Genomic DNA, 3,921 nt, shown 5'->3' with positions numbered 1-3,921 from the left:
GCAGCGGCGACGGCGGCCACCGCGACCGTGCCGGTGGCCACCGCCTCCGCGTCGAGCCACATCCGGGAGCAGAGCGCGGTGACGACGGCCAACAGCACACTCGCGGTACCGGCCGTCCACACCCGTGTGCGCTCGCCCCAGCGCCAGCCGCGGACGTCGAGGTTCTCGGCCACCTCGTCGGTGACGTCGTGCACGACGGGCGCGGCCGGCGTCTCCTGCTCGCGGACCAGGCGCAGCACGGCGCCGTCCATGATGTTCGCCGAGGCCAGCGTGTCCTCCTGCGCGAGGACCGAGCCGTCGGGCGTCACCAGGCGGCGCAGCATCGGCTTGGCGGCGACGCGGTCGCCGAGCATGCGCAGGATGTCCGGCAGCAGCTCGCCCACCGGTTCGTCCGCGGGCAGCACCAGGTCGATGCGGCGGTGGTCCCCCACCAGCGTCACCCGGCTCAGCCCGGTGCGCTGACCGGTCGAAGTCACCATGCCCCCGTCGCCCCCGCTGTCGTCGTGCCGTCCCCGGCCGCGAAGTGCTGGGCGGCGCCCTGTGGGACGGTGAGGTGCTGGGCCGCGCCGTCGGGGAGCGGGGCGGAGAGTCCGCCGTCGCTCATCCGGTCCGAGATGAAGGACCAGCCCACACAGCCGGCGCAGAGCACCGCCGCCAACGCGACCCCGCCGAACATCTTGCCGAAGTTCTCGTCGAGGGTGCGGCGGATGCGCTCCGGCCCGAACAGCAGCGCGTCCCGCAGACGGCGTCGCCGCACCGCCACCGACTCCAGCAACTGGCTGTCGTAGTCCCGCGCCATCGGCTCCCCCTCCTGCCCTGATGCGCTCGACAGTCACCATACGACGCAGGGCCCGCCGCCGGTCCCCCGGTACGCACGTCGGTTCGGTGGGCGGTGGTGGGGTCGGTGGCGCGGGTGGCGTTGTGGTGCCGGGGTCAGGAGCGTTGCTGCCGACGGACCACGACGGAACGGAACAGCTTGTCGTGCAGGCACTGCTGGAACGGCTTGTCCCAGCAGCACCACAGCGAGTTGAGCATGCCGATGACCGGCAGACCGGCCGTCACCACCCAGAACAGCTCGCGTCCGGTGGCCTGCCAGAATCCCAACCGCTCGCCGTCCGCAGGCCGGGCGACCCGGATGCCGCAGGCGAGTTTGCCGAGCGTCCAACCGAAGCGGGCCATCGGCAAGGCGAAGTACAGCGACACCGACACCGGGATCCACATGCCGATCAGCGCCTGCGGCAGAGCACTGTCGGTGGTGTCGATCCACATGGAGAGCGGCAGGATCCCGACCAGCAGGAGGAGGTACCAGAGCACCACGTCGATCACCCGCGCCCCGAGCCGCGCCCCCTGGTTGGCGAGCGCCCATGACGGCGGCCCCACCGGCGGCACTCCGTACCCGGGAGGCGGCTGCACCCCTGCCCACGCCCCGGCGTGCGGGTGACCGCCGCCCTGCGGGTATCCGGGGGGCTGCACATATGCCGGGGGCGTCGGGTAGGCGACCTGCGGGTACGCGACGACCTGTGGATACGTGACGGCTTGCGGGTACGTGACGGCATGCGGGTAACCAGGCGGCGGGTGGGCCGCGTTGGTGCCCTGCGGGTAACCGGGCTGCGGTGGGCCGGCGTTGGAGCCGAGCGGATGACCGGAGTCCGAGTTCTGCGGATAGGTCGGGGCGCCGTTCGGGAAGCTGTAGGGAGCGGCCGACTGACCGTACGGCGGTGGCCCGGAAGCGTACGGCCCACCGGACGCGGGCGACGCGTACGCAGCACCGGGCGCGGGCGACGGGGGCGCGGCACCGGTTGCCTGCTGCGGGTAGCCGTACGGGGTCGGCGGTCCCTGGGGCGTGGGCGGGGCTTCACCGTCCCCGGGCTGCTGCGGTGACGGCGGGGTCGGGGTGGGCAACGTCGCTCCTGAGATCCGCGGAATATGCGCCCACCGCGCGATGCGGCACGGGCCCGACAACTGTAGGGAACGGCCCGGTCGGCCCCACCACCCTCTACCGGTCCGCGCACGCCGCCGAGAGAGCACCACAGCCCCTGTGCCTGCCGCCCGACCCGGCGCGGACGTGGACGTGGACGTGGACCACCGTCAGCCGGGGCCCATCAGGTGGGGAACTCCCCCAGCCAGGTGCCCTGGACCAGGTGCTTGGGGAGGTACTCCGACTCCACCTCGATGGGGAAACCCGCGTCCTTCGCCAGACACGTCATCGCCAGCGGGCCGAGCGCGATGGCGCCGTCCAGGCTGGTTGCCCGCTCCTCGTCCGCAGTCCAATACTCCTTGTGCAGCTCCAGAGCCTGCTTCAGCGCCTCGTTGAAACCGGCGTGATCCTGTCGGAAATACCGGTAGAAGAGATTAAGCGGCGGATACAGGATCTTCAGCATCAACTCACGACTCGCCACCCGCGCGACAGACGGATCCGTCCCCTCGAAAGCAGCCGTGAACTTGTCGCCGAAGTCAGGGCCTTCCTGCCAGTACGTCTGGAGCGCGTCCACCCAGTGGTAGGCGTACTCGTCGTACACGACGCTCGACTGCCGCAGCAGTGGGATCGGCACGTGACTCAGACGTGTCATTCTGTCCAACTCGCGGCAGACGATGGCCAGGTAATAGGAGGTCAGCCAGTTACCGGCATCCACGAAGTGCTGTGGGCCGGTCGCGGGAATGTCGCGTACCTTGTCGGCGATCCGGCACTGCACCGAACCGTCAGCCTGTACCCCGGCCTCGAACAGTGCAGATCCCACCTGCATCGCCGAAACGCATGCCTCCCACGTCTCCAGCATCGCTGCTCGCGGATCAGCAACGCAGCGCACTTCCAAGTCGGTGACAGCAGCACTCAGGGACATTCCGAAAGAGCGCGGATGCTCCTCCAGGGAATCAACACTTTCCACAGCATCAGTATGCACACCCTCGATCGCCCGCTCGATGTTCTCCACTGGAAACGAATGCCGCGCCACCATCACTACCATCTTGCCCCACTAGCTGATGTCGAACTTCTTCATTTTGTAGCCATTGTAATGAGGCCCGTCCGGCCTGGCGTTCACCAGGACGTAGTCGACCTTATCGGCGTCAAGAGCCTTGCGCAGCTCTCGGGCGAGTTCGACCTCGTCGGGAGCGGTGAGGGTCCTCTTGCGCATTTCTGCAAGGATCGTCTCGAAGTACTCCCGCGTGCCCTGCATCACGCGACCACTCCCCAGACCCTGGCGATCGCCGAGCTGGGCCCGAGTCGAGCCCTTGGCCTCGACCACCACATAACGTCCGTCCGGGCCCTTCCATATCTGGTCGAAGCGGTTGTTGCCGGTAGCCCGGTTGTCGACACGGCTGTAGTCGGGGTAATGGTCGGGCATGGCATGGTACTCGGCGGCGTAGTCACCGAGTGTTTCGCTGTTCCGGTTGGAAGCCGCGTGCTTGGGGCTGTGGTCGGCTTGGGCGCGTTCCACTGCCTCGGCGTTAGCAGGCGACGAGTCGGCCTCGTATGCCTTCCGAGCATCCTCGAGTACATCTTCGGCCGCCTGGTCGGCGTTGATGGCCGCCTGTCGGCTGGCGGCGGCGTCATCCAACCGGCTGACGTGCTCCGGCCGCACGGAGGCACGGTCGCCCAGTACACCCGTCTCATCCAGGTACCGGGGCGGGGCTGCCGGCGGTACGTCGCTGGCTGCCATCCATTTGCTGTTCGCCTCATCCCACTTGAGCTGCGGCAGCGGGTCGCCGAAGTCGTCGAGCATCTCCACACTGCGACGGCGCCCGTCGTTGAAGTAGTGCTGCTCGAGCCACACGCGGTCCGGCGCGTTCGCCAGGTCGACCTGGTGGCGGACGATCTCCTTCGGGGTCATGCCGCTGCGGTCCGTCGGCAGCGGGGTGGCGTCGTCTCCCGTGCGGCCGGCGGCCGGGGCGGCACCGGGGTCGTCGGGCAGCGCACCCGCGCCG

The 3,921-nt window shown here is 69.2% G+C and carries 4 protein-coding genes and 1 pseudogene; all 5 read right to left on the bottom strand.

All coding sequences use genetic code 11. From position 1 onward, the window contains the following. The coding region (locus ACYVE9_RS18310; RefSeq protein WP_461028959.1) for an EsaB/YukD family protein at positions 1 to 479 on the bottom strand (479 nt) is incomplete at its 3' end. Continuing rightward, on the bottom strand, positions 473 to 799 hold the full coding sequence (locus ACYVE9_RS18305) for a hypothetical protein (RefSeq protein WP_461028958.1): 327 nt from the start codon (positions 797 to 799) through the stop codon (positions 473 to 475). The genes ACYVE9_RS18305 and ACYVE9_RS18310, both read right to left, overlap by 7 nt. Before the next feature lie 134 nt (positions 800 to 933). Further along, complete coding sequence (locus ACYVE9_RS18300) at positions 934 to 1,380, bottom strand: RDD family protein (RefSeq protein ID WP_461028957.1); 447 nt, start codon at positions 1,378 to 1,380, stop codon at positions 934 to 936. 722 nt (positions 1,381 to 2,102) lie between these two features. Continuing rightward, on the bottom strand, positions 2,103 to 2,930 hold the full coding sequence (locus ACYVE9_RS18295) for an immunity 49 family protein (RefSeq protein WP_461028956.1): 828 nt from the start codon (positions 2,928 to 2,930) through the stop codon (positions 2,103 to 2,105). Positions 2,931 to 2,972: 42 nt separating this feature from the next. Then, positions 2,973 to 3,921 (bottom strand): annotated as a pseudogene (locus ACYVE9_RS18290) (hypothetical protein); the annotation flags it as partial.

Source organism: Streptomyces sparsus (assembly GCF_054776295.1).
The sequence above is the reverse complement of the archived record's forward strand: the minus strand, read 5'-3'. Positions and strand labels throughout refer to the sequence as shown.